This is a genomic window from Vibrio sp. R10-SG-ISO4 (genome assembly GCF_059834135.1).
This window is the reverse complement of record NZ_JCBDHJ010000016.1, coordinates 117,275-143,795: the sequence shown is the minus strand read 5'-3', so window position 1 is coordinate 143,795 and position 26,521 is coordinate 117,275. Positions and strand designations below refer to the sequence as shown.

Below are 26,521 nucleotides of genomic sequence, written 5' to 3'. Positions count from 1 at the left end.
GGGAAATCAGAGCTTTTGGATGGCTTCAATGTAGGTGCCTAAGACAGGGTCTTGCTTGGCACTGTCTAACATCGGTGCGACTTTTTCGCGGAACTTGTCTTTGTCGACCTCAACAAATTTTACGTCCAATGTTTCGGCTAATTTCTTGTTCTTACTGTCGATATCAGCCCAGATCTTAATTTCTTCTTCCATCGATTCGGCGGCAGCTTCGCGGACTATGGCTTTCTGAGCGTCATTGAGGCTACTCCATGTCACTTCTGAAATCATGATGAGATCAGGCGTCATCATATGTTGATCCATGGAATAGTATTTCGCGACTTCAGAGTGTTTCATTTCGACTAAGCTGGAAATGTTGTTCTCTGCGGCATCAATTACGCCTTGCTGAAGCGCGGTATACACTTCCGTAAACGGAACGGGCGTCGCGCGTGCACCGAGCAGTCTCACCATTTCCATCATGGTTGGAGATTCTGGAACACGGACTTTGAGGCCAGCAAGATCGTCGGGGGTTTGAATGGGTTTCGAGCTGTAGAAACTGCGTGAACCAGAATCATACAGTGTGAGCCCGATGAACCCTTTTCCTTCGCTAGACTGGAGAAGTTGCTGTGCTGTCTCACTGCGCATAAAGGTATGCATATGGTCTGCATCACGGAACAAGAATGGGATAGAGATCGCTTTGTAAGTGGGTTCAAACGATTCAGCCAACGATCCGTTGATTTTCGCCATATCGATGGCGCCTGTCACGACTTGCTCTGCTTGATCGCGCTCTGACCCAAGCATGCCATTAGGAAAGATTTTCACGTCCATTTCGCCATTGGATTTTTCTTTCACTTTCGCCGCAAAGATTTCCATCCCTGCATGGGCAGCGCTCTCTAGGTTCATCGCGTGACCTAATGTTAGCGTTCGAGCTTGCGCACCGAAAGCCAAGATCATCGAGGCGGCAGCCACCGTCAGAATCGTCTGTTTCATGTTGTCATCCTTTTTATTTTGGTCGGTAGAGTGAAGCGTCTTTCAAACTTCCTCATCAGTATTTTCTTGAATTATTTGTAATACAATGACACAAAAGTTTATATGTGCGGCAAGCCAGCATAATTGAGTGGAATTTAAACTGAATTGTGATTTTACTCATATTAATTGTTGCTAAAATCACCATTTTTGGACTTTGTTTTTACTTTAATGCGTAATTTAGGCTGATTTGGTGGCATTTTGATCTGCGTGGCAAAATGCAACTTTATACTGTGAGTTGCATTGGTTTTTTAGTTCTTGGTTATTTTTGAATGAAAATTGATCGATAGCATGTAGGACAATAACACAAAAAGGAGTATCAAAATGAAACAAATGTTAGTGGCAACATCGCTACTTCTGTCCTTACCGACGTTTGCTGATGTGGCCAATAATGGTGTGAACTATCCCGTCCCTGCAGACAAGTTCGACATGCGCCACTGGAAGATCACCATTCCTTCAGACATTAACCAAGATGGCCGAGTCGATGAGATTGAGGGGGTCGCGATGATGAGTTATTCACACTCGGATTTTTTCTATCTCGATAGCCAAGGGCATTTGGTGTTTGAAGTGCACAATAAAGCCATCACCACCAAAAATTCCAAAAATGCTCGTTCGGAGTTGCGCCAAATGGCAAGAGGCGCGAACTTTGCCATCGGAACGCATGATCCTTTAAACAACTGGGCATTGTCGAGCCATCCAGACGCCGAATCATTCAGTGCTATTGGCGGTAAACTCGAAGCGACGCTCAAGGTTAATCATGTCTCTCTTCATGCTAAGTATCCAAATAAGTATCCCGCCTATTCTGTGGTAGTCGGGCAGATTCACGCTGAAAAAGACAACGATCAAATCAAAGCCAAGACAGGTTTTGGTCACGGAAACGAACCGATCAAAATTTTCTACAAGAAGTTTCCAAATCATAAAATGGGTTCAGTATTCTGGAACTATGAACGAAATTTAGCCAAAGACGATCCAAATAGAGAAGACATCGCCTACCCAGTCTGGGGTAACACTTGGGAAAATGATGCCGAGCCTGGTGAAGCGGGCATCGCCTTGGGTGAGTCATTCAGTTATCAAATTGAAGTCAACGGAACCACCATGTCTCTAACGTTTGAAACGGACCGTCATGACACCGTGACTTATGAGATTGATTTGAGTAAGGGGATTGATGATAAGGATTCACCGTACGGCTACGCCAAAGACGCGTTCTACTTTAAAGCAGGCGCCTATGGTCAATGTAGCGTTCAGGACAGTCACCCAATATGGGGGCCGGGTTGCGAGGGCACGGGTGATTTTGCCGTGGACAAACTCAACGGTGATTACAACAGCGTGACCTTCACAGAGTTAAAACTGAATGGCCAATAAGCTTAATAGACAGCGCTTCGATAGGTAAGAGTTCGCCGTGCTCAGTCACGAGTGCCACTCATTCGCGTCTCAGACGGCGACTCTCCAAACAATTGACGGTAGCTACGGCCAAATTCTCCCATATGATAAAAGCCAAAGCGAAAAGCGATGTCTGAAATCGAACCATCCTCGAATGGCGCCTGTAGGGCACGCCTTACTTGATTGAGCCTGACGCGCTTGATGTACTGTTTGGGTGACACCTGGCAATAGTGCTCGAAGGCGTATTGTAACGTTCTTCGGCTGACATGTGTCGCTTGGCAGAGATCACTGACGGTGATGGGGCGATGAGAGGGCGCTTGAGTGACGTAGTCGATGGCGCTCTGGATAAGACGTTGTTGCTGAGGGGCCGCCACCCGAGGGGGTGGCGCAGAGCTGCGAGATAGTAATTCGCTAATGAAATCACACAATAATCGCTGATGAGTGCGCGCTGACCATACATGCCTTTCTGGATTGAGCAGGACACTGAGGTAACGTCTGAGGAGATTGGCGGATGACTCGTCTGTGATTCCAAGTAATGCGGGGTTGAGACCGGAACCTTGATGGTCGGTTTCACACAGTACATGATCAAGCACTGACTGGTCAGCGACGATACCGTAGATGGCATAATCTCGCGGTGTGACGAGTTCAAACTCGCTGTTGCTATCACGCACGAGAATATCAGAAGCATTCATTGGCCGCTGGTTGACAGTAATCGCACTAGCCTCAACGCTGAGACCTAGCCATATCCCTTCTTCAATCGAGCATTGCTGACGAAGTGAACGATTGCTGTCTTCACGAAACACATGCAGATGACGAAACCGTCGCTCTTGTATCATCCCACTAAAATTCCCCTCGCTGAGTTGATCATACTCTTGATGCCAGTTAATCAATTGGCCTGCTTGCTGATTTGCATCATTACAGTGACGAGTGCACAAGTTTGGTTCACTGGTTGGGGTATCGAGATCCATCCTGTAATACTCCTAATCTCCACTTTGCGCCATTGTGGGGCGCCCATCATTAACTCATTGAATAAAAAGGGGTTAAAGATTGCCAATTCTTGATAGTTGATTGGAACAGTTTTCGCTTCATTCCTCTTAAACACACGCTTAAAGAGTTCATTCTCTTACTGGGAATGATGAAGAGAGCAAGAACTGCACCAATAGCCAAAAAGAGGTAATGGATGGCGATTTATCGACGGCAGCAAGGAACGACAGTATATACCTTTGCTTCACTGACGGAACTGATGGCCAAAGCGACACCTGAGCGATCAGGCGATCGTTTGGCTGGCGTGGCAGCAGAATCCGCCACCGAGCGCGCAATTGCGCAAATGACGCTGGCGGACTTGCCACTGAGCACATTTCTCGATGATCTTCTTATTCCTTATGAGGACGACGAAATCACGCGTTTGATCATCGATACACACGACCGTGAGGCGTTCAAGTTGCTCGCTCACCTGACGGTGGGTGGCTTGAGAGACTGGTTGTTGAGTGATAAAGCCGATAGCCACACTTTGACCGCCATTCGGCCTGGCCTAACCCCTGAAATGGTCGCGGCAGTGAGCAAAATCATGCGCAATCAAGATTTGATTCTCGTCGCGAAGAAGTGTGAGGTGGTGACGGCGTTTCGCAACACGATCGGCTTACCCCAACGTCTATCCACACGCCTTCAGCCCAACCATCCCACAGATTCACTCAACGGGATCGCCGCGACCATTTTCGATGGCTTGATGTATGGCAATGGCGATGCGGTGATCGGTATCAATCCGGCGACAGACAACGTGCCGCAAGCGGTTAAATTGATGACCCTCATGGATGATGTTATTCAACATTACGCGATTCCTACTCAATCCTGTGTTCTGACCCATGTGACCAACACCATCGAAGCGATTGAGATGGGCGCGCCGGTTGATTTGGTTTTTCAATCTATCGGCGGCACGCAGGGTACCAATGACACGTTTGGTATTAACCTCAATATTCTTAAAGAGGCTCAAGATGCCGCACTCTCGCTAAAGCGAGGCACAGTGGGCAACAATGTCATGTATTTTGAGACAGGCCAGGGCACGGCGCTGTCGGCCAATGCCTTTCATGGTGTCGATCAGCAGACTTGCGAGACGCGCGCCTACGCAGTGGCCCGTCATTTTGATCCGCTGCTGGTGAATACCGTGGTGGGTTTTATCGGTCCTGAGTACCTGTTCGATGGGAAGCAAATCATTCGCGCCGGATTAGAAGATCACTTTTGCGGCAAGCTGCTCGGGCTGCCGATGGGTTGCGACATCTGTTACACCAACCATGCTTACGCGGATCAAAACGACATGGATAACTTGCTGACGCTACTCGGTGTGGCTGAGTGCTCCTTCATCATGGGGATCCCTGGCTCTGATGACATCATGCTTAACTATCAAACGACTTCTTTTCACGATGCGCTTTATGCGCGAAAAGTGCTCGGACTAAAGCCCGCACCAGAGTTTGAACGTTGGTTAATGGAGATGCAGATCTTTGAAGATGTCAGCGGTGTGCGCCTCAGTAATCAAGTCGCGAAGTCGTTTTCCAACGCAATGAATCGAATCCAGGGAGCGTAGTTGATGGGTAAAGTGATCAGATTTGAGTCTCATCCTGCTCGAGAAAGTGTGGTCGAGAATCCGTGGCAGAAACTGAAAGATTTCACCTCCGCACGCATTGCACTCGGCCGCTGCGGGAGTAGTGTGCCGACCAACGAATGGCTGTCGTTTAGTTTTGACCATGCCAAGGCGATGGATGCGGTGCATTGCGCGCTCGACATTAACAAACTGGCGCAGGACATTACTCAATCAAGCGTAATGACTTCCCAGATAGGACGCGAGCCCATTGTGGCGAAATCAAAAGCCAACGACCGCTTCGAATATTTGCAAAGGCCCGACTTTGGCCGTGAACTGAGCAAAGAGAGCATGGAGGTGATCGCGCAGCATCGACATGACCAACACGCTTATGACTTGGCCTTCGTTGTGGCCGATGGCCTTTCATCGGTAGCGATTCAGCGACATGCAGTGCCACTGCTGGAGGCTCTGCTTGTGAGACTCACCAGCCAACACAACGCGCCTTGGCGCATCGCCCCCATCACGATTGTTGAGCAGGGAAGAGTGGCAGTCGGTGACGATGTAGCCCAGTGCCTCAATGCCAATATGGTTGTCGTTCTGATTGGTGAGCGCCCAGGGCTCACTTCGCCAGATAGCATGGGGATGTACCTCACCTGGGGCGCCAAGCGAGGCAGTAAAGACTCTGAGCGAAACTGCATCTCTAACATTCGACCGCAAGGTTTGAACTATTCCGACGCTGCTTTTCGCGCCAGTTATCTTCTTGAAGAAGCGCGTTCGCTCAAGCTGACAGGCGTTAATCTCAAAGATCGATCCAGTATGGATGAGCAGCAAGATGGCCTGACGCTCGGCGAGCAACACCAATCAAACTTTCTAATTTCAAAACAGTAAAGGGAATCACTATGTCTAAACATCAAGAATACCTTGCCAAACGGCAACTGAAACGAGGCACTGCCGGTTGGGTGCTATTAGCAGGACTAGGGGTCTCGTATGTGATCTCGGGAGATTTCGCAGGGTGGAACTTTGGTATTGCCCAAGCGGGTTGGGGCGGATTTCTGATTGCCGCCGTCGCGATGGCAGTCATGTATTTAACCTTGGTTCTCTCTTTAGCGGAAATGTCTGCCGCGATTCCAGCCGCAGGCGGTGGCTACAGTTTTGCACGACAAGCCATGGGCCCAACAGGTGGGTTTATCACCGGGCTTGCCGTCTTGATTGAGTACGCGTTGGCACCAGCAGCCATTGTTATTTTCATTGGGTCTGCCGTCAATGAGCTGATCGGGATTGATGGGCCTTGGGTCTATGCACTCTTTTATGCGGCGTTTATCGCTGTGCACCTAGCGGGTGTTGGGGAAGCGCTCAAAGTGATGATGGTGATCAGCGGTCTTGCTGTGTTCGCCATCCTGTTGACCGCCGCGGTGCTTATTGGCCATTTTGACGCCAGCAATCTATTCGATATTGCGCCTGCGAGCGCGCAAGCAACAGAGGCACTGCCTTATGGGTGGTATGGTGTTTGGGCCGCGTTGCCATTTGCGATGTGGCTGTTTCTGGCAGTAGAAGGGGTGCCACTGGCTGCTGAAGAAGCTAAAGATCCCGCGAAAGATGTACCTAAAGGCATCATAGGTGCGATGTTATTTCTGCTGTTTACTGCGGCGTTAGTTGTGCTTTTGCTGGCGGGCGCAGTAGGCTCAAACGTGATTGGTAGCAGTGCAGTTCCGCTGGTAGATGCACTTAAACTGACAGGTAATCCGACGATAGCCACTATTGTCAACGTCTTAGGGCTTGCCGGTTTGGTCGCGTCTTTCTTTTCGATCATTTATGGATACAGTCGTCTGGTGTTTGCTTTGTCCAGAGCCGGTTATTTACCGAAGAGCTTGTCACTGACGAGCAAAAATAAAGTCCCTTCTCGCGCGTTAATCTTCCCTGGTATCTTTGGTTTTGTGGTGTCATTAACCGGAGAGGGCGATTTGATCCTCGCCATGGCGGTAGTGGGTGCGACCGTGTCCTATGCGTTGATGGCACTGAGTCATATTCTGCTTAGAGTCAAACAGCCCGAATTGCCAAGACCATACAAAACACCGGGCGGTGTGGTCACATCGGCGATCTGTTTGGTGTTATCGCTGATTGCTATGACAGGGGTGTACGCGTTTGATCCCTCGGCCTTTATGATGACACTTGGCTTGTTCGTGATTGGTGGTGCTTACTATGGTCTATATAGCCGCAATAACTTAGTGGCGGGTACCGCAGAAGAAGAGTTCGCCATGCTCTCGATTGCTGAACAAGAGCTTGAATCTACCGCCTCTTGAGTAAACAGTTTCGATACCATGCAAGCCAAGCGGATTTAGCTTGGCTTTTTTACGTCTGGCGATGTGGGCTATTGCGTTGGCTACAGCAACGAGGGGGAGCCTTCTATATTTCATGGACACCGAAATTGAGTCCTACAACTTTCAGTTTGGACTCCGTTTTGGTCACCAAACAATTTTTACTTAGCCACCATTTTGGACACCAGATGGACACCGAGCGTTATTGAGTATTAAGTTGATTGTTGTAGGTGAATAAAAAATGAATGTGTATGCACTTAGTAATTACGGGAGTAGGGTAAGAATTTAGGATTTAATCAACACAAAATTACAGTGATTAAAAACAACAAAGCCCGCATGATGCGGGCTTTGTGCTTGTTCTATAAGAACGAATTTGGTGGGTCCGGGCGAACTCGAATCGCCGACCCCTACCATGTCAAGGTAGTACTCTAACCAACTGAGCTACGGACCCAAATTCTTGTTCCACTGAACTTGATTCAGAAAGGAATGGTGCGTCCGAGTGAACTCGAATCACCGACCCCCACCATGTCAAGGTGGTGCTCTAACCAACTGAGCTACGGACGCATTCCCTTGGAACGCCGAGAATATTAACCAGTCTTAATTCCCTGTGCAAGCCTAATTTCAATGATTTGAGTGCGTTTGCTTTATATCTAATCGAATTGGCGCCGTTTTAGACGCCGTTGGCGGTAAAGTGTGCATTGGGTCACGTGTTAGCGGCCTCGGCCGTTAAACATTACGCTCACGGTTTTGGTCATGATTGCCATATCCATTAGTAACCAAGACTTCACTGACGACAAAGAGAGTGCGTAGCTGTGGTCGAATCCGACTTTGCGGCGTACATCGTCGATGCAGGAGTCGTAACCTTGGTTCACTTGCGCAAGACCTGTGATGCCGGGCATAACGCCATAGGTGCGATCGGCAAAGTAGGGAATGGCGGTCTCCAATTTTTGATAAAAGACTGGGCGTTCTGGGCGCGGGCCAATCAGTGACATTTCACCTTTGATGACATTAAGCAGCTGCGGGATCTCATCAAGGCGGGTTTTTCTAAGGAAACGGCCGACAGGAGTGATGCGTGGATCGTTGTCGGTGGCCCAGACGGCGCCGCTGACTTTTTCTGCGTCTTGATACATGGTACGAAATTTAATGATTTCGAACAGCGCCATTCGATCGGGGCTGGATTGACCTACTCGCAACTGTTTGTAGAGCACCGGGCCGGGGGAGGTGAGCTTGACAGCGAGGGCGACCAGCACAAAAATGGGCGCAGATAAGATCAGGCCAATCAGGGCAACGGTAACGTCGAACGCGCGTTTAGAATGTTTAATCGTAGTGTAAGCAGACATAATGAACTCCTGTTACTGGTTTTGACCAGTCCAACCTTTGGCGCCGACGCCACATAGATAGCGCAGACCACCGACAAAATTTGCGTAATGACCCATCACCACATACAACATCACTTTGCACACCTTGTGTCGAAAGAGGATGGGGAACAAGTAACTCAACACAGCGGTTGTGTATAAGAGGCATTGCACGAACAGTGCCAAACTAAACAGCGGGTAGCTTGCAAGCAGCAAAGCCGTAACAAAACAGACAATCAATAGATACGGCGTGGCGAGTCTGAGCCCTTTGCCAGAGAGAAAAGCAAAAGCAACCCCGCGGTATTTGGGTAAGAGCATGTCCGCTAACTGTATGACTTGCTGCATGTTTCCTGCTGAGATGCGCAGGCGACGTTTGAAATCACTGTCTGGGTTAGTGGGTTCGAGTTCGAGCGCGACGAGCTCAGGCTCATAGACCGCTTGGTAGCCTTTTTTCACAATGCGCATCGGCAAAATGAAATCGTCGTTGATGGTATTCTCATCGAGAGAATCAAAAAGAGAAGTGCGAAAGAGATAAAACGCGCCATGTGCGCCTAAAGTCGAACCTAAGCTGACCTCTTGCTGTTTGACTTTGGTCTGATACTGCCAATAACGGTTTTCGCCTTGATGCTGGCTGCCAAACAGCTGGTAGTGACCATTGACCACGCCAACCTGACGGTTTTGGAAATGAGTATTAGCAAGTATCAGCGCATCCACTGAGATGATGGCTGAGACATCACTGAGCGCGGTGAGTTGCGTAGTCACCAAAGGAATCTGCTCATTCAGCACCGCGACTTTACCGCGGTTAGTGGCAAAATTCTTGATTTCGAAGTGGGTATCGGCGCAGATGGCCTCTTGCACCGTTTGCTGCGCGATATGCACGGTGTCATCAGTGCAGCCGTCACACAGAATCATCACTTGGTATTTGTGCTTGGGGTAATCTAAACAGGCTAGGTTACGAATTTTTTCTGCAATCCAAGCTTGTTCATTGTAAGCGGGAACCAAAATGGTGATGGAAGCACATTGATCATCCTCTTTCTGCGCTTTAAAACCACGATTGGCATGGCGCGGCGCGTTGACGGGATGGTTTTTCGCATACCACGCCAATAGAAGTGGATAGCCAATATGATGGTAAATCACCAAACTGGCGGACAGGGCAAATAGCGCCATTAATATCGTATCGCTCATGCGCATGCCTCCCTAGTAAGCATTTGATAGGCTTTGATCATCTCGCGTATCTCAAATTGTCTTTCAACAAACGGGCGCGGTGAGTGGGGTAGTGCTCGGCGCTCTAGCGCCAAAATGGCTTCGCTGAGGGCGGTGACGTTGTCTGGTTCAATTAGCAGGCTAGATTGTGGACACAAGGTGTCCGCAGTGCCACCAACATCGGTCGCGACAGTAGCAATGCCACACGCTTGCGCTTCCAGTGTCGCGAGAGGAAACCCTTCAAAGCGCGAAGGTTGAACAAACACGTCTAAGCATGGGTAAAAGTGTGCGGTATCTTCTACCAATCCAAGGAGAGTGAGCCGAGACTCGACGCCTAGCTCGCGGGCGAGCGCAATCAATGACTCACGCTCACTGCCTCTACCTGCGATGACGAGATGGTAGTGGCTTGGCAGTGTTGCCAGTGCACGTATCGCGACATCGTGACCTTTGACGTTTTCTAAGCGGCCCGCACAGCCAATGAGCCTTTTATCGGTCGGTAAACCGAGCGCTTGTCGAGCCAGTGGCTTTGCGGCCGGTTTAAAGCGGGTGCAATCAATCCCGTTATGAATCACGGTGGAGCGAGAGTAGCCAAAGTGGCCGTCGATCACCCCTTTGACATGCTGCGCATCGGCCACCAGCCACGGCTTAGCGAAAGAGAGCGCAGCGCCCTGTACCCAGCGTGACTTGCTGTTTTCAAGGTGCCATGCGTCGTGCTCAGTATGAATTCGATGTTTCACTCCCGCCAATCGCGCTGCGACACTGGCGTAAAGCAGTGGACCAATATGATGGGTATGCACCACATCTGGCTGCATGATTCGAAATAGACGGTAGAGCGTGCTCCATGTCTTTAACTCCACCCCCGGCCCTTTGCCAAGAAACAGCAGTTTGTCTTGAATCTCTGCGAGCGCTGGCCAGGCGTCAATCGCTTGTTGAAGCTGACCTTCAAGGCTGATGATGAGCACTTTACGTTCTGGAGACGCGAGCTTGGCCATGTTAATCGCCAATGTCTCTATCCCGCCGGGGGTGAGATGTTGAACAACATGAAAGGTAAGTTTACGTTGTGTGGTCATGGGCACCTCATACTGATGATCGTTCCGTGTTGGTTACTATGGAATAGCAGTATGTGTGCCGACTTTTATTTGTTTATATTTCAGTAGGTTAAAATATTTTCCTATTTTGACACACGGCCATTGTCAATTTGAAATTCGTTATAGTTTGCGATCTTAGGAATAGAGGTGATGACGGGGCTGCCGGTGATCGCTTGAATCTCTTGACGGGTGCGAATGGAGGTGTCAAACAGTTCAATAAACGTCGCAATACCGCAACCTAGGCCGATGCCTGCGAATAACCCTGCGATGATAAATACGATAGTGGGGAGGTTATTGGGTGTGGTCGGTGTGTAGGGCAAATCAATGATTTTGACCCGTTTGTTTTGCTCAAACATACCGAGCGATCCGGTGAGCTGCGCCATTTCATAGCGCTGCAATAACTCGTCATAGAGCTGCTGCTTGTTGGCGACATCGCGCTGTAGGCGAAACATCTCACGCGCGTTATCACCAAATTGATTGGCTTGCTGTTCAAGATCGGCAATGATTACTTCAAGACTCTTTGTTTCTTCACTGAGTGACTCGTAGCGCCCACGTTCCACTTGCAGGCTTTGCAGTTGGGTGACTAATAAGGGCTGCATGCGGCGGATATCATCCAAATCTGTACTGCTGGCGATGTCCCACAATTGATCGCTCGAGACGGCGTTTTGTTTGACCGACAGGAGCGCCTCGCGCTCGCTTTCAAGGCGCTGCAGTTCGCGCTCTTTGCCTTTCACTGCGCTGTGGTTATCGGTGTATTTCGCTTTCAGTAGTGTCAGTTCGCTGCGGATCTCTATGATTTGATCCTCAATTTTGCCAACTACAGGATTGGTTTTTGACAGCTGCTCATCCAACGAACCTAAGCTGCGTTTTACCCCGGACAGCTCCGCTTGTTTTTCTGCCAAACTTTGCTTGAGCGATGCCAGTCTACCTAGGGCTTGGCTTTGCATTTCAGGGGTGACGGAGGCGTATTGGTTGCGAAACTTGGCCAGTTTGAGTTCGGCGTCATCGAGTTCTTGGCGACGTTTGTCAATGTGCATGGCGAGGAAGTTGGCTGAATCTTCGATGCTTGAGCGCTCAGGTGCCAACAGCTGTTCAATAAACTGATCGCTGATGGACTCTAACAGCTCTTTCATCCCGCTTGGCGAACTTGCGGTAAAGGTGATCTGCAAGAAATCTTTGCCAGGCTGCGTCACGCTGAGACTCTCTGCCAGTTTGTTGATAATAAACTCTGCCTCTTGGGGTGAGGTGTTGTCGTCAATCAACTGATGCTTGGTCGCCACTGCGGTTAACACATGGCGGCTTTTAAGCAAGGTGCTTAAGGCCGTAAGTCGTTCTTTGATCATCGACGAGACGGCTAAATCCTCCAAAAACGGATTCATTTTGGCGGTCTCTTGGATCAGCATACTGGTGTGCGAGGTGTATTTGACGGGGGCAAGGTGGCTGACTGCTAGCCCAACAAACGGCATGATCAGAATAGGCACAACGATGACGTAGCGCTGCCGCCACGCCCCGTTTAGTATCTGCATTAACCGCAGTTTAAGCTCATTCATAGCGCCTCCAGCAGCGTTGCGACTTCCTTGCCTCTTGCTTGCCAGCTCTCTTCGCGCAGATTAGCCGCTGGCTTGTGGGTGCGTTGTGTTTCTATCTCTCTGAGCGCGCGAGAAAAACATTCGACACCGTCTATTAAATGTAGATGATTTTTGTAATTCAAGGCGGCAGGAAAACGACTTGAGATCACAGGTTTACCCGCGGCGAGGTATTCACGCAGCTTCAATGGGTTACATGCCGCGATTTGTTCATTATGAACAAAAGGCAGCAATCCAACCGACCAGTGCTGGCTATATTGCGGCAATTCATGGTGCGCTTTGGGGCCGAGATAGTGGACGTTATCGCGCTTTGGTAGCGGGTTATGGCTGAGTTCTTGCGGTCCGATGAAGACGAAATGCCACTCTGGATGACGCGCAGAGACGGCGTCAATCAAGGGGTAATCGAGCCAATTGGAGAGGCTGCCATAAAAACCAGCGATCGGTTTTCCGTCATTGGGTAGATCCTGGGCTCTCTCGGTGAATGACTCAAACAGTTCGAGGTCAACACCATGCGGTAAGTAGTGGGTTTTACTGGCGGGAAATCGCGTCAGTAGGGCAGCGGCGGAGGTGAGGATCAAATTCGCACGATCGACCAGTGTCGCTTCGTGCTGGGCGACGCAGGTGTGATCTACTCCCGCCAAAGAGGAGAAATCATCGCCGCAATAATACACCACCGCTGACTCGCCAAGATGGCCGCATAAATCAGCCGCCGTAGGCAGAGAGGTCCAGAGAATTGGCGAGCGTAACTTGAGTTTTTGTATCCACGGTTTGAGCTGAGCAATCATCATGTCGCGCGCAACGCGTCTTGCAAGAGCAGATCGCGGCGCAGGCACGGTACGTAAATTGATCACATGAATATTTGGATGTTGACGCGTTTGATTGGCATAGCCTCCTTTGCCTCGCCCAAGCAGCTTTTGCCCGGCGCGTTTGAGATCGCTCAGAGTCCATTTGGGTTGGCGCAGGCCAATAGAGTTGACCCACAACACGCGGCGCGTTTGTGCCAATGTGCGAATGAGGTGCTGCGTGCTCGAAGGCAGGCCTGTGAAGTCTTCACCGAAAACAATCAAATCGCGCATGGGTTACTCCTTCTCTTCGCTAGAGGTTTTATCGCTAGAAGATTTGTCGCTAAAGGGTAAGGATTTGACCACTTTGGCAGGGTTGCCCGCCGCGACCACAAACGCCGGTAGTGACTTGGTGACGACGCTGCCAGCGGCCACGACGGTGCCTTGGCCGATCGTCACACTAGGGCAGACAGTGACATTGGTGCCAAGCCAGACATCGCGTTCTAAGATGATATCGCCGACGTCTTTGTCTAAATCCCCTTCGCCTAACGCGCGAAGTTTCGGATCTAACGAGTGGCCCGAATAGCCAAACAGAAAAGCACGTCCCGCAATGCGAACGTGATCGCCGATGATCACTCTGCTGCCCACGGCGATGGTGGTTTGCCAGCCGATGTCGGTGTTACTGCCCACCACCAGTGTGGGGCGTTGAGATTGAGGGCGGGCAGAAAAGGTGGTGTGGCCGCTGATGCGCGCGTCATCGGCGATATGTATCTCTAGCGCGCCTGACACATAAGGAACGCCTCCGTACAAATACAAGCGTTTACCGCATTGGTTCACCCGGCCTTTAAAAATCGGTGTGTGCCAAAGAACGCGCAGCAGTGTTTGCACTGTGAGTGAGACAGTGCGATGAGCGTGGTACATCAAACGGCACAGTGCAGTGGGAAAGGGAAGGTCACAAGCACGAATCGCTTTAAGCGTTTGGAAAGTACGTTGTTTCGAGGGGCTATCGCCATCGCGTAGCCACAGTTTGAAGGTGTTTAAATGGGTCGCCAACATAGTTGCCTCTGAAGGTGTTATGAGTGTGTACCCCTGAACACTTCACAGAGTGTGCCAAAATATAAAAACCTAAATTTCAGTGACTTACGTTTGTTCTTTGGCGGTATTCTCAATTTGAGAATAGTTTTGACTCAATTTGGCGGTGGCAATGCATATTGAGGCGAGGATATACAGCGGCCAAGTGAAGCCTTGGGTAAGGAAGGTACCCGAGACAATGGTGCCCACCAGACCGGCATAGGTGGCGAAGGTCGTTGCACGTAAATAGGTGGAACAGTCGCACTCTGGCTTATCTAAAATGGCGAGTGCGCTGCGACTGGTGAGAATCAATTTGACGATAATGCCGCAAAAGACAATCAAGCCAAGAAACCCGGTTTCAGCCAGCACGCCAAACCAAGTGCTGTGCACCGCGTGATTGACTCCATCCCAATGCGAGCTGTAGAAAAAGTAATTGGGGAAAAAGTTGTTTAAACCCACGCCCGTCAGCGGGTTGTCCAGCGCCATTTTAAACGCTGCTTCCCACGCGTAGAGCCGGCCCATGGCGGAGGCGTCGATGCCTTCCTCTGCCGCGCCGCCCGATTGACGATCTGACACACCCGCCAACGCAAACAGCACTAACATGGCGACTACGCCCAGCGTGATCAGTAAAGTTTTGGAGCGAATCATTTTTAGACCGAAGATGCCAAATACCGCCAATGACCCAAGCAGGCCGCCGCGACTCTGTGTGGCGATCACCGCCCACATGGTAAGCAGCATCGCCCCAAAGGCGAGATAGCGCAGCGGGCCAATCTCTTTGGCGGTGGCTAAACTGATGGCGAACGCCAGCGGGAACATCAACACCAGTGAAAGATCGTTCGGATCGCCAAGTACCGACCCCAAATGGCGACCTATGGTGACCCGCGTCCCCTCTACCAATCCAACCCCTGACAGTGAATTGGAAATCGCCACGATAGCAATCAGGGTTCCTGCAATAACAATCCAAATTGAAAAGTGTTTTACCGCCTCTTCATTGTCGAGCAACCACGCGACGGCGAACGTCATAATAATGATCTTCCAATAGATGTTTTTGATGTATTCAATTGCAATTCCCGGGTTCGATGAGGTCACCGCGCCAAAAACAACCAACGCCCAGAACACGCTCAGCCAAGTGAAGGCAGGGTGCCAATACATCTCTAATTTACGGGTAATGATGGCATGCCAAAGCAGTGCCGATAGCGCGCCAAGGGAGAGCAACAACGGGATTTTCAGTGAGTAGAGGGCAGGAAGCGCTTCATGGATGCGAAAAAACGAGAACAGAACAAAAAACATCACCAACCAGAAGGAAAATCGCAGCACAAACAGCAGCGCAAACGGCAAAAAGCACAGCACCACGATCACGGCTGGGTGAGGGAGAAATTGCCACAATGCAAACAGCGTCAGGCAGAGCACCGTCATGGCGCTGAGTGTCATCCATTTACTTGCAATCACCATCGTTTGGCTCCCATGCTATCAGTGAGGTGAAATGGGTTAGAGACATTGGCATATTGTCAGCGCGGCCTGCCGCATAGTTAATGCGCTGGGCTTCGTTTAAGCATAGTGCTTAGCTTGGAAATCAGCACTTTTTGCGCCACTAAGTCCTCTAAAGAGAACAGTTTGGCGAAGAGAGACAAAGCGACAAGGCCGACTACGCTCAACGCGCTGATCGCCATATACAGCCCTTGATCTTCGAGCCAAAGAGGCGTCAATACCGTCACCGCGCTCAGTATGATGACTTGGATTAGCCAAGCGAGGTGAAACGGCAGTGGGTGATGACGCTGACTTAGCGTGAGTACAAGCACAAAGCGCACAGCTTGACCAAAGCCGAGGCAGATAAGAATCGCGCCTGCGCCCATCTCGTAAAACCACACGCAGAGCAATAAGGCGGCTGTTGTCGAGATCACGTTCGAAAGCAGCAACCATCGAGATTGCTTTGCCGCCAGTAGCCCGATGTTGGTGAGTTCGGTAAGCTCTTTTAATACCATGATGATGATTGCCAAAGGCAACAGTAATGCCGCATCCTGGTAGCTAGCGGGCATCGCCACATTGATAAAGAGCTGGGCAAACACGCCAACGCACACCGCGATTAGGGTGAGGCACAGCACGCCAAGCTGAGTCATGCGCACCACGTAGCCTTGTTGACCTTTTTCCAGATGCGCAAAGCGTTTGGGCATCCACATCATATGAAACGGTTGAATCAAAATGCCCACCGCCAGCGCAAATTTAGCGGCAACCGCATAAAGACCAAGCTGATCGAGATTATTGCCCGCCGCGATAAACCAGCGCTCAGCACCACTCATACCAAACGCCACCATCGCAGACAGCATGATGGGCGTTGAATAGCGCAGGTAGCGCAGTAGTGTCGCTCTGCTTGGCAGCGATAAACGAAAGCGCAGCGATAGATGAAGAAAAAGGAATTGGCCCAATGTGCAGGTTACATTCCAGGCCACAATAGCGGTGATACTGGTGGTAAATTGCAGCAACGTAAATAGCCCGCCAAGCTGAAGGGCCACAGTGGCAAGGGTCAGTTTGACGAACAGACTCGCTTGATCGTTCAAACGCAGCCAAGCTAAACAGATGGCCAGCGGCGCTTCGTAGCTCACAGCTAAGGCGATGAGAGCAATGTGCTGTGCAGATAAATCGCTGGGTGACAAGGCAAATAGCGTCACACCCGCAAAGGCACTGAGAAGCAGAGAAATCAGAATAGTCACGCTGTAGAGTTTGCTAGCGAGACGTTTGCGAGTTTTGTGCGCCTCTTCAACAGCAATAAATCGGTAGAGGTTTTCATGCATGGCTAAGCCGACGACTAGGCTTAGAAACATGGTCACCGAACCAATCAGTTCTAACTGACCAAGCGCATTAGGGCTGAGGTATCGGGCGACAAACGGCAGGGCGATCAGCGCTGAACCTTTCATTGCGATAAGGCTGAGGGCATAAAGTGCCATCTGTGCTATCGGATTCTGCTTGGCCATAGTGACATCCTCTGTGTTGTCGCATTGATTATTTCATTGTTTACGTTTGATATTAGGGGTTACGCAGCGCTGAGCGTGTTCGCGAAGGCTTGATAGCACTGTGTTGCGGTATAGCGTTTGGCGATGCGCTGCGCGCCTTCACAACATGTAGAAAAGAGTGCCTTTTTCGTTACGGCTTGCTCGATGGCGTGGGTGAGCGCCTCAGTGTCGCCCGCTGGATATTTGATGCAGTGCTCGCCGTCGGTCAGCACTTGATCCCAGTAAGATCCATCTTGAGGGAGGATGACGCACATCCCTGCGGCGAGCGCTTCAAGAATCGAGAGACCGAAAGGCTCATTGACACTGGTCGAGACAAAGATGTTGCTCTCACGGCGCAGGGTGTCGAGGTTGTCTGGATCATGGTGCCATTCGGTGTATTTCAATAATACCGGTGCGCGCGAAACTGGCAGTGTGGTCGATGTCGGAATCAAATAGCAGATGTGGGTTGCAAAGCGGGTGCGCTGATGTGCGGTTTTGAGCGCTTGCACAAACAGATCCAAACCCTTCCATTTAAGCAGTGATGCCGCCCAAAAACATACAGGTGTCTTGTGCTGACAAGCGCTTGGCCAGTGAGACTCTTGCAAGCCATTAACAAATTCGACATAGCGCTCGCCGCTAAGGTAACACTCACTCAGTGCGTTAACCTCTTGCTGACCGAGCGCGCTTTGCAAATAGCAGCTTAACGCTTGGTTAAGGCTGGCTTTGGTCGAGGGCAAATAGTGCACCGAATCGGCTTGGGTTAAGCAGTACCCAATCGAGCGTGACAGCCCGACATTGCCGTGGATAAACTGAATCACCTCAAAACGAAAACAGGGCTTGAGCAAATAAAGCGGCATATCCAGCCCAGGACCAGACGCGCCGACCACCTGCTTGAGCTGACGAGTGGTCACGCAAATCATCGCCAAGGCAAGCATAAACCAAAGCTGACACAACCAGTAGCGCGCACCGTTGTGCTGCTTGAGCAGTGAACCGGGGATCCAGAGACGCACCACTTGCACGTCGTGGGTACGATAAAAATCCGAATTGCGCCAAAACGTTGGGTCCACGGTGGCGATAACAAAGCGCTTTGCATTGACTTTACAGGTGCCAAGGGCGACGGCGGTGGCAATTTTGGATCCGCCCTTAAAGGGAATCGGATCAAACACGAGGGCTGATGAGCGGGGTGATTTAGCCATGTTGACCTCCAAAGCTGAGTCGGTTGCTGATGGCGGTTTTGATGGGCAGTAGAGTGCGAAGCACACCCACTTTCTTCGGCTGCTTTTGCTTGATCAGCTTGCGATATACGCGCTCAATATTGGCGCACGCTACCGAGGTGTCATAATGCTCAGTGATGTGCTGATAGGCGTTTGCCACTAAGCTGTCACGCAGTGCTTCACTGTTGATCACATTGCGCATCGCATTCGCCATCGGGCCGTAGCCTTGATTCACGTAGAGGACGCCGGTTTTACCATGCTGAACAAACTCAGGAATGCCGCCTTCATAAGGCGCTACGACGGGGATCTGTGCAATGGCGGCTTCAGCGACCACAAGTCCAAACGCCTCACTTCGAGCGCCGCTGATAAAGGCGTTACACCCTTTCAACCAGCCCACGACATGGCTCTGCTCGCCCACAAAATGTACATGATCTTGTAGGTGCAGATAGTCACACTGCTGCTCTAAGTGATCGCGTTGTGGGCCATCACCAATCACAACCAGCTTCGTATTTGGATACTCAAGCACCACATGGCGAAGGGAGGTAATGATGCGATCAATGCCCTTACGGTGAATGAGTGAACCGACAGTGGCAAAAAGAAAATCGTCAGCCGCGAGGCGAAGCTCTTCACGTACATTGACTTCTGGCTGGGTTTCAAGTGCGGTGACATCAATACCGTTGTGGATAACGGAGAGCCTGCGTTTATCAAAGCCATCACGTAAGAGCGTGCGCGCCACGTATCGGCTGACGGTAATCACATGCGGCGAAAGGTGAATGGCCAGCGTCATGCGATCGCGCGCCGTGTAGGGGCAGTGAAGCTGCGTGACCAATGGCGTACCCGTCGCGCGGGAAGCGGGAATCATCCACTGACAGGGCGCGCCACTGTTGACGTGAATAAGGTCAACATTCAACTTGTGCAGCATGACGGTGGCCTTTTTGACCAATCCTGACCACGCTGAGAGATCCAAGCGCGGCTTACTCCAACCGAGTAGCAGCGGGAACTCATCCAACTGACAGCGTAGACTCATCAGCTCGACTTGTTTTGCCAGCGAAGGGTTATTGGTCCACACCATTGGGTAATAGCCGAGGCGCGCGACGTATTTGATTTGGTCGAGCAAACACTTTTCGCTGCCACGAATCCAATCACTGCCGTAATGAACAAAAAGAATACGCTTGGCCATGGGGCTTCTCCTTAGCGGTTAATGAGCATAACAACCATAGAGCAAGGAGGGTGCCAACTGTGCTTTGTGTGTAAATAATTGAATTTATTGGCTATTTATCTGCGTAGGGTGAGGTTCAGTTTAAATTCTCAAATTGACAATCACTTTGGTAGTGAGGTCCATAGTAGAGTTTGAGTAGCGTCGGCAATGCCGCGCGCAGGGAGTAGTGGCGACGAACTGTCTCTACGGCGCTGTGACGCAGAGCCTGCTCTTGCGCGTTATCAAGTGCCAGCACTTGGCACAGCGTATCGGGTAATTGGGCAGGATCACTAACGAGAAAGCCATTTTTACCGTGTTTAATCAGTCGGCTCAAATTACCGACATCCATTGCGATGACGATGATTCCCCGTGCCATCGCTTCCAGCGCTGTCATGGGCAATCCTTCAAAGCGCGAAGGAATGACCAATACGCCGATGTCGGGCCAGATTCTATTCATCTCAGCTTGATGACCATGAAAGGTAAGGTTAGCGAGTCGCGGCTGCTGGCTTTTGGCCTCTTCTGGCCCAGTACCGTAAACATCAAAATGGTGATTAGGAAGTGCTTTGGCAAGGCCGACGAAGCGATCTGGCGCTTTTTCAAAACTGAGCCGACCGACATAGGCGATTTGATGACCGACTGAAGCCGCAATACCTTGCGTGTCGATAAAGTTGTTTTGTAACTTAGAACGAAACGGGATGCGAGCGCGAATTGCATCGCTGACACAGAGTGTGTGGTGAGACATAAACGCGCTGTAGCGGTCTAGAGCATCGTAGAGCCACACTTTACCACTGGGCACTTCGCCAGCATGGTAGGTGGAGAGTTGACGCACGCCCGTGATTAACCTCGCCACTTTCCCCATTAAACTTGCTTTGTAGCCGTGGCAATGCACGCACTGCGGTGCGTTCTGTTTTACTCTTTCAATTAAGGCAAACAGGGGCGACTGACCGCTGTCTGAGAGACAGTCGACGTCGACACCTATATCACGAAGTTTTTGTTCGAGTGGGCTGGCTGAACCATAGCGTCTGACCAAGAACACGCGAACCGGTACGTGATTGCGGATAAGTCCGGTCGCCAGCTGCAAGACATGGGTTTCGATGCCGCCGTAGGTGAGTGAATCGATCATCAACCAGACGGTTTTAGGTGAGCTCTTGCTGCTCATCATTTTCCCATGCCTGCTTTTTGCGATAGACGGTCGAAGGGCTCAACTCCAACAAAACAGCGGCATTGAGCACGTTGCCATCACAATACTCAATCGCTTGCTGAATGGCTTCTCGCTCGATTTGCCACATGGGCCGGATGGAGATTGGTTTATCTTCAACATGAGTGATAGGCTCGTCAGCGCTTTGTGCGGCGACGCCGAGTTCTGGCTGAGGTGAGGGCGGCACAGTTTGCGTGGCGGCAGGGCTAGAGACATGCACGGGCGTGGCAACTCGTGCGGCGGTTTTACCGCGGGTAATTTGCTCTGGCAAATGATCGTATTGCAATTGGGTATCGTCATTGAGCACGACAATGTTACGCATGATGTTTTGCAATTGACGCACATTGCCCGGCCACGCGTAGCGCTTGAGCGCCGTTTCGGCTTCTCGGCGAATAGAGGTGAATTTTTTGCCGTCTTCTTTGGCATAGAGGGTGAGAAAATGTTTGGCGAGCGTGACAATATCGTTGCCTCGTTCGCGCAGCGGCGGCATTTCAATCGGCACGACATGGACACGGTAGTAAAGGTCTTCTCGAAAGCGGCCTTCTTCAACCTCTTTGAGAGGATCACGGTTAGTCGCGCAGATGATGCGCACATCCACCTTCATCTCTTTGCTACCGCCGAGGGGCGTAAAGGTGCCCGTTTGCAGAAAACGCAGCAGTTTCTTTTGCATTTCCAGCTCCATTTCACACAGCTCATCCAGAAATAGGGTGCCGCCGTGGGCCATTGACGCAGCGCCTTTGCGATCCGCCGTCGCGCCAGTAAAGGCGCCTTTGACATGGCCAAAAATCTCGCTTTCCATCAGATCCTTAGGTATTGCGCCGCAGTTAATGGCAATAAAGGCGTTATCGCGTCGTTTGCTTTCATTGTGAATGGCTTCAGCGCACACTTCTTTACCCGTACCACTTTCACCGACGATGAACACGCTCGCGCTGGTGGGGGCGACTGAATCAATGATTTTATAGACGCCTTGCATCGGCAAGCTAGATCCAATAAAACCATGAAATTGAGGTCGGTCGAACTTGGCTTCAATGTCTTCAACAAGGTGCTCAAGCTTGGCTTGCTTGATATGCAGATTGATGGAAGTGATCAGTCGGTCTGCATTGATCGGTTTCTCTAAAAAGTCTTTCGCGCCTTTTTGCACTAGGCTCACCGCAAGATTGACGGAGCCATGCGCGGTGGCCACCACTACCGATGTTGGGATCTGCTTTTCATTGATCCAATCTAAAATGTCTTCACCATCCATATCGGGCAATTTGAGATCGAGAATCACCAGATTAGGCGCGTGGCGCTCAATAAACGCCATTGCGTCCCGCCCGGTCTCAACATGAAACATATCGAAGTCTTCATGTTTGACGTATTCCTTATACAAAATCGCTAGGGACGTTGAATCCTCGATAAGAAGTACTTTAGATCGCATGATTGATTCCTTGCTTAAGTCCTTGGTGTTGAATGCGAGTTATTGAGCGCTTGGTGTGAAGCGAGCACTCAAAAGCCCTGTTGTTGTCGTTCTTGTAGGGCTTGGATCGATTCTTGTGTCAGCTGGTTGAGCTCAGGACACAGCGCGAACGCGGGTGCGGCTTTATCATCAAGACAGAGGTGCTCAATTTTTCGTGCAAGGTTGGAGAGACGCCGACAGCCGAGCGCTAACGAGGCGCTGCCCAGAGTATGACTTTCAAATTCAAGTACAGTTTTGTCGTTGTCGCTGGCCGCTTGCATGATGCGCTGAATGCGTGATTGGGTCTCTTCAACAAAGTGGTCGATCAGCATCGGCACCACTTCTGCACTGGTATCTTGGATCATCTGCTTAATGATACTCTCATCGATTAAACTCACATCGCTTCCTTCTAAACGGCTGATATACATTAAGAATAGTCGAAAATATTCCGTCAGCGGTTTAATTTAACGAAAGAGTTACGTCGATCGCGCTTTCAGCAAGCAGAGAATGAATCAATGCTGATTGAGCAGCTCGTTGCTAAAGAGTTTATTTTGCAGATAGCGGCGAAATTTTGGGGTAAGGAAAGGAATGCGATTGAGCTCTCGCACCATTTCTTGCGCGAGTGTCGGCTGATTTTTTAAATTAAACACGCTGCCAAGCAGCGAAATAGATTCGTTGCTTAGCAGTTGTGTCGCTTTCTCAAGTTGTCCGGTGGTGGTGCTGCCACCGAGCACCACAATCACGGTTTGATCGCAGGCGGTGGCGGCCACTTGCGCGGGAATATTCCCTCGGTTAATCAGTAAGATTGGCGAGGTATCACACACCACGCGGTCGTAACAGCTGAGCCATTGTGTCATGAGCGTTTTCATGCAGCGCGGGTCTCGATACTCGAGCAGCGCCTCGGTGGTGGTGGGGGCTGGCACACCAGTAAACAGCTTGTGGCTCACTTCGTGTTCAAGCAACATGCCGGGCATATCTTGATTGTCTATCGCTGATAGGCTCGGGATAAGCGAGGGGTGGAAGGTGTTTAAATCCACCACCAAGGTTTTGAGGCCGGAGAGCAGATAGCGCTCCGCCAAAGCTGTTGCAACAGACGTGACGCCGTCACCTGAATTGCACGAGGTAATACAGATAGAGCGACAGCCTTGCATTTCAGCGGCGAGATAGAGTTGCTCAATTTCAGCATGAGTCGCAGGAATCGTCATTACAGCGCTCCTATCAATACTATGGTTGTTGTGAGTCGCAGAATATCTTCTAAACCCACACGTGCTTTCTCGAGAAAGCTCTCATTGCGATCGGGCACATAGATGGTGTCACCCGCGCGCAACACAGGCAGTTGGTAGATATTGGCGGTTTTACTGAAATCAACCAGGTCAAAGGTTCTTGCTTGCCCCTGACAGCAGGACATATTGACGATGGAAATCTTTTCTAGATAGGCTCTGTCTGACGGGCCGCCGGCTTCAGCCAATAGGTCAAGAATGGTCATGTTGTCGTCAAACACATAGCGACCCGGGCTATTGACCGCCCCAAGCACGCGCACGGTGGACTCTTTGGGCGCATCCAACCACACTTTATCTTTCTCGGGGATATAAATGGTGTCACCCATAGTGACATTGGGCAGCAGACTTTCGTCACCCGTCTCAAAGTAAAGCGAAAGGTTAAGTTTGCTCACTTTGGCGTAGCGTTTGTCTCTGTGGGTGACACGAATGTTGTGAATATCGGCGTCTTTGGTTGGGCCGTCAGCCGCGGAGAGAATATCAAGAAAATGCATCTCTTTAGTAAAGCGGTAGCGACCGGGGGCGTTGACTTGGCCAAATACATAGATAGAGGCATCGGAGCTCTGGCGCACCCATTGCGACTTGTTGTCACTGGGATCTTGCGGAAGATCGTGTACACGCACAATCGAACCGGCGCTAATGCGAGGCAGAGCCTGACTTGGCGCGCCTTCAAGAATGAAGGTATCAAGGTTAAATTTATGCAGCGTTCCATCGGCGGTCACCACTTCAATCTTTGAGGTGTCGGCGCGCAATGTCGGGCCACCGACATGGGCAAGCAAGTCCATCAAATCCATTTCATCTGACCATTCGATGCGCCCGGGTCTCACTACTTCACCAATCACGCTCACCGCACGGTTAGGCGCTATTTTAAGCCACGACTTTTCATTCATGTCGGTTTTTTCCGGTACGAAAATGGCGTCGCCAGACTCAATGGCAGGCATGGCTTGCGGATTTAAACCTTCTGTAAACGCCGTTAGGTCAAATTTGACAACTTCGCCATTGGCTTTGATGAGACGGATCTGGCGAGACTCGGCAAAGCGGGTTGGTCCGCCTGCATTGGCCAAAATATCCATAAAAGAGGCGCCGTTTTTACTTTCGTACGCGCCGGGACTTGCCACTTCGCCCATGATGTAAACCACGTTGGCCCCCGCACGAATCTCTTCTTCTTGCTTGGGTACGAAAATGGTCGTGCCTGGATTGATCGTAGGGAGCAGCGAGGTGTCGCCGCTATCAAGATAGGCTTTGAGATTAAATTTTTGCGGCGAGTTTTCACTGATGACGCGGATCTGCTCAACAGAGGCATAGCGAGTCACGCCGCCAGCACGCATTAGAATATCAACCAGATCCGTTTGTGCTTTGTAGCTAAACGAGCCCGGTGCATTCACTTCGCCAAACACCTTGATGGCGGTGCGCCCGTCGGCGCTGTCACCGGAATTGGCGAGCTTAGCGGCATCGAACTCTTGTTCTATGTTACCTACCAGCGGAGATGCTGGGACAAAAATGGTGTCTAGGGATGCCAGTTCGGGCAGCAAACTTTCATCGCCGGTATCAAGAAAAGATTTGTAATTAAACGACTGTTTGTCAGCGCCGCGCTTAAGCAACATGTTGTTCAACTGAGCGCCAGAGCGTAGCCCGCCCGCTGCGAAAATGGCCATTTGTACATCGGCACTTTTTGCCAGAGTGTACTCGCCGGGTGAATTGACATAACCTTGTACTGAGACAAGGATCTGTTGCTCAGCGATAAACACCGTGAGGTTGGAAAGATCGCGAAACACCCGCTCAAGCGATTGTCGCACCGCGGATTCGAGCTGCGCTTCGTTGTAGCCTGCCACATACAGTGCGCCCACTTCAGGCAGAGAGATTCGTCCCCGTTTGTCCACTTGGAAGCCTTTGTTGAGCGTCTCTTCTCCAGGTAAGTCGACTTGAATGAGATCGCCAACTTGCACGCGCTCTACCGCCCAAGCTTGAACGCTAAAGGCGAGACATAGGGCGATAAGCCATTTACTCCATGCCATGCTGGCCTCCTTGCGTCACCTCTTCTGCGTCAAGTACTTCGACACTTACGCGGCGGTTGGTGAGTTTGACACCAGCACTATCGCCTTCGAAAAGGGGCAGGGTGTCACCGACCGACTGAGTTTGAACTCGGTTGGGCTCTAAGCCAAAAATGGTTAAATAGCGTTTAACTTGTTTCGCGCGGCCCATTGCGAGCGTTTCATTGTATTGGCTGGAACCATCGGCATCGGCATGGCCGGTCACGCGCAGCGTCAAGGTTGGATGCGTACGCAGAACGTTCGCGGCTTGCGCGAGATGCCCCATGTATTTGGGGTTGATTTCTGTAGAGTTGTGGGCGAATTGGTTGTCGACGTTGAGAAGATCGAACAGTGAATCCACAGTGCTCAAATGCTCCTGAAATTGCTGTTCGTCCTGAGGAGGCACACAGTTCGCTTGAGCAGTGACATAATCTAAACGCTGCTCAAGTTCATTGAGACGTTTGCGCTGAATCACCAAATCGTTGGCGGCGTCGACCAAAAGTCCGCCCTCAAGCTCACGTGCGATTCGATTCTGTTTTTCAACCGCTTGAACCACCGCCGCAGGAAAGCACCAGCGAGCGCCTTCTCGAATCAGGGAATTAAGGTGCAGTTTGGCAAGTTGCCAGTCGAACCTCAGCCCATGCTCTGGGCCAAGTGGCTCATCTGGCATCACTGGAGAAAAGCTCGATTGCAAATATTGCTCGGCCAAGCCACCTTGACCTTCATCTGGGTAGCTGCTGCACCCGAATATTAAGGTTGTGGTGGCGATCACCGCCAAAGTACGAAGTTGGGTTGCCATACCGACGCTCCTGTTTAGTTAGAGTCTTA

Annotated in this window: 22 protein-coding genes and 2 tRNA genes; 4 read left to right on the top strand and 20 right to left on the bottom strand. The window is 50.8% G+C overall.

Annotated features, from left to right (window positions below; genetic code table 11):
- Nucleotides 1–6: 6 nt before the first annotated feature.
- Nucleotides 7–966, bottom strand: a complete 960-nt coding sequence (locus AC6R03_RS10180) for a TRAP transporter substrate-binding protein (protein WP_334552255.1) — start codon at nt 964–966, stop codon at nt 7–9.
- A gap of 360 nt (nt 967–1,326) precedes the next feature.
- Between AC6R03_RS10180 and AC6R03_RS10175 the strand changes: the two genes are divergently transcribed.
- Nucleotides 1,327–2,364, top strand: coding sequence for a polysaccharide lyase family 7 protein (locus AC6R03_RS10175; protein WP_500631124.1), 1,038 nt, complete (start codon nt 1,327–1,329; stop codon nt 2,362–2,364).
- Nucleotides 2,365–2,405: 41 nt separating this feature from the next.
- Here AC6R03_RS10175 and AC6R03_RS10170 read toward each other — a convergent pair whose 3' ends face one another.
- The gene (locus tag AC6R03_RS10170; RefSeq protein ID WP_500631123.1) at nt 2,406–3,350 is read right to left on the bottom strand and encodes a helix-turn-helix domain-containing protein; all 945 of its coding nucleotides are present in this window, start codon (nt 3,348–3,350) and stop codon (nt 2,406–2,408) included.
- Nucleotides 3,351–3,562: 212 nt separating this feature from the next.
- Between AC6R03_RS10170 and AC6R03_RS10165 the strand changes: the two genes are divergently transcribed.
- From AC6R03_RS10165 to eat, 3 genes are read left to right on the top strand one after another with little or no spacing between them, the layout of a single operon-like run.
- Nucleotides 3,563–4,960: an ethanolamine ammonia-lyase subunit EutB gene (locus AC6R03_RS10165; protein ID WP_500631122.1), complete on the top strand. Its 1,398-nt coding sequence runs from the start codon at nt 3,563–3,565 to the stop codon at nt 4,958–4,960.
- A 3-nt stretch (nt 4,961–4,963) separates the two neighbouring features.
- Nucleotides 4,964–5,842, top strand: a complete 879-nt coding sequence (eutC, locus tag AC6R03_RS10160) for an ethanolamine ammonia-lyase subunit EutC (RefSeq protein ID WP_500627687.1) — start codon at nt 4,964–4,966, stop codon at nt 5,840–5,842.
- An 11-nt stretch (nt 5,843–5,853) separates the two neighbouring features.
- Nucleotides 5,854–7,254, top strand: a complete 1,401-nt coding sequence (gene eat, locus AC6R03_RS10155; protein ID WP_500631121.1) for an ethanolamine permease — start codon at nt 5,854–5,856, stop codon at nt 7,252–7,254.
- A 389-nt stretch (nt 7,255–7,643) separates the two neighbouring features.
- On the opposite strand, the gene AC6R03_RS10150 is transcribed toward eat, so the two are convergent.
- The 18 genes from AC6R03_RS10150 to AC6R03_RS10065 all read right to left on the bottom strand — a co-directional run bounded on the left by AC6R03_RS10150 (nt 7,644) and on the right by AC6R03_RS10065 (nt 26,492).
- Nucleotides 7,644–7,720, bottom strand: a tRNA-Val gene (locus AC6R03_RS10150).
- A gap of 36 nt (nt 7,721–7,756) precedes the next feature.
- Nucleotides 7,757–7,833 (bottom strand) — tRNA-Val (locus AC6R03_RS10145).
- Nucleotides 7,834–7,979: 146 nt separating this feature from the next.
- A complete protein-coding gene (locus AC6R03_RS10140; RefSeq protein ID WP_500631120.1) occupies nt 7,980–8,609 on the bottom strand; it encodes a sugar transferase in 630 nt (209 codons plus the stop codon).
- Nucleotides 8,610–8,621: 12 nt separating this feature from the next.
- Nucleotides 8,622–9,809: a glycosyltransferase family 2 protein gene (locus AC6R03_RS10135; protein ID WP_500631119.1), complete on the bottom strand. Its 1,188-nt coding sequence runs from the start codon at nt 9,807–9,809 to the stop codon at nt 8,622–8,624.
- On the bottom strand, nt 9,806–10,897 hold the full coding sequence (locus AC6R03_RS10130) for a glycosyltransferase (RefSeq protein WP_500631118.1): 1,092 nt from the start codon (nt 10,895–10,897) through the stop codon (nt 9,806–9,808). The genes AC6R03_RS10135 and AC6R03_RS10130 overlap by 4 nt, the downstream gene beginning before the upstream one ends.
- A gap of 101 nt (nt 10,898–10,998) precedes the next feature.
- Complete coding sequence (locus AC6R03_RS10125) at nt 10,999–12,465, bottom strand: GumC family protein (RefSeq protein WP_500631117.1); 1,467 nt, start codon at nt 12,463–12,465, stop codon at nt 10,999–11,001.
- Entirely contained in the window at nt 12,462–13,577 is a 1,116-nt protein-coding gene (locus tag AC6R03_RS10120) for a glycosyltransferase (protein ID WP_500631116.1), read from the bottom strand. Before AC6R03_RS10120 ends, AC6R03_RS10125 begins: the two co-directional genes overlap by 4 nt.
- A 3-nt stretch (nt 13,578–13,580) precedes the next feature.
- On the bottom strand, nt 13,581–14,339 hold the full coding sequence (locus tag AC6R03_RS10115; RefSeq protein WP_500631115.1) for an acyltransferase: 759 nt from the start codon (nt 14,337–14,339) through the stop codon (nt 13,581–13,583).
- 84 nt (nt 14,340–14,423) lie between these two features.
- The gene (locus AC6R03_RS10110) at nt 14,424–15,806 is read right to left on the bottom strand and encodes an O-antigen ligase family protein (protein WP_500631114.1); all 1,383 of its coding nucleotides are present in this window, start codon (nt 15,804–15,806) and stop codon (nt 14,424–14,426) included.
- A 77-nt stretch (nt 15,807–15,883) separates the two neighbouring features.
- On the bottom strand, nt 15,884–17,323 hold the full coding sequence (locus AC6R03_RS10105) for a lipopolysaccharide biosynthesis protein (protein WP_500631113.1): 1,440 nt from the start codon (nt 17,321–17,323) through the stop codon (nt 15,884–15,886).
- A 59-nt stretch (nt 17,324–17,382) separates the two neighbouring features.
- Entirely contained in the window at nt 17,383–18,537 is a 1,155-nt protein-coding gene (locus AC6R03_RS10100) for a glycosyltransferase family 4 protein (protein ID WP_500631112.1), read from the bottom strand.
- Nucleotides 18,530–19,735 carry a glycosyltransferase family 4 protein gene (locus AC6R03_RS10095; RefSeq protein ID WP_500631111.1) on the bottom strand — a complete coding sequence of 402 codons (1,206 nt, stop codon included), beginning with the start codon at nt 19,733–19,735 and terminating at the stop codon, nt 18,530–18,532. Before AC6R03_RS10095 ends, AC6R03_RS10100 begins: the two co-directional genes overlap by 8 nt.
- 115 nt (nt 19,736–19,850) lie before the next feature.
- Nucleotides 19,851–20,915: a glycosyltransferase family 4 protein gene (locus tag AC6R03_RS10090; RefSeq protein ID WP_500629797.1), complete on the bottom strand. Its 1,065-nt coding sequence runs from the start codon at nt 20,913–20,915 to the stop codon at nt 19,851–19,853.
- Nucleotides 20,890–22,368 (bottom strand): sigma-54-dependent transcriptional regulator, encoded by a 1,479-nt coding sequence (locus tag AC6R03_RS10085; RefSeq protein WP_500629798.1) that lies wholly within the window; start codon nt 22,366–22,368, stop codon nt 20,890–20,892. Before AC6R03_RS10085 ends, AC6R03_RS10090 begins: the two co-directional genes overlap by 26 nt.
- Nucleotides 22,369–22,436: 68 nt before the next feature.
- Nucleotides 22,437–22,784 (bottom strand): Hpt domain-containing protein, encoded by a 348-nt coding sequence (locus AC6R03_RS10080; RefSeq protein WP_500631110.1) that lies wholly within the window; start codon nt 22,782–22,784, stop codon nt 22,437–22,439.
- 114 nt (nt 22,785–22,898) lie between these two features.
- A complete protein-coding gene (locus AC6R03_RS10075; protein WP_500631109.1) occupies nt 22,899–23,591 on the bottom strand; it encodes a P-loop NTPase family protein in 693 nt (230 codons plus the stop codon).
- A complete protein-coding gene (locus AC6R03_RS10070) occupies nt 23,591–25,678 on the bottom strand; it encodes an SLBB domain-containing protein (protein WP_500631108.1) in 2,088 nt (695 codons plus the stop codon). Before AC6R03_RS10070 ends, AC6R03_RS10075 begins: the two co-directional genes overlap by 1 nt.
- On the bottom strand, nt 25,665–26,492 hold the full coding sequence (locus AC6R03_RS10065) for an OmpA family protein (protein ID WP_500631107.1): 828 nt from the start codon (nt 26,490–26,492) through the stop codon (nt 25,665–25,667). Before AC6R03_RS10065 ends, AC6R03_RS10070 begins: the two co-directional genes overlap by 14 nt.
- Nucleotides 26,493–26,521 lie beyond the last annotated feature (29 nt).